Raw genomic sequence first — 420 nt, 5'->3', positions numbered from 1 at the left:
GGGCATAGGTAGCGGCATTCGATGTTGATGTCGGTGCATTAGTAATTGTTGCTGTACCTGATAAACCTGCTAGGGATGTAATCGCTGCTCCACCAGCGCCACTAGCAGTCGAGTAGTAGGTGTAATTAATTGTTGGTGTTGATCCGTAGATGCTAGTTTGACCAGAACCGATGATGACGTAGGCATTGGCTTTACCGATGGTTAAAGCACCTTGATTAATTGTGACGGTGTAGTTACCAGCGGTAGTTCCACCTGCCGCAGTTAAGGTCAAGGCATCAGCATAAGGAGTGCCGCTGGCATTGGTGCCAGAGCCGTAAGTACCGCCTAAGGTAAAGCTTTGACCACCGATACCGGTATTAACAGTCGTGCCACTAATTAGTGTTGCAGAACCGCCGTTAATACTGACGCTGGCCGCACTAT

General features: G+C 49.0%; 1 protein-coding gene. It reads right to left on the bottom strand.

The window, feature by feature from the left end; all coding sequences use genetic code 11:
• Positions 1–420: hypothetical protein (locus ICN24_RS10300; RefSeq protein WP_216223702.1), on the bottom strand; the 420-nt coding region annotated here is incomplete at both ends.

Origin of the sequence: Polynucleobacter sp. UK-Kesae-W10 (genome assembly GCF_018881575.1) — a bacterium.
In the GTDB taxonomy this organism is placed as follows: domain Bacteria; phylum Pseudomonadota; class Gammaproteobacteria; order Burkholderiales; family Burkholderiaceae; genus Polynucleobacter.
Note: the sequence above shows the minus strand (reverse complement) of the source record. Positions and strands in the feature narration are given on the sequence as shown.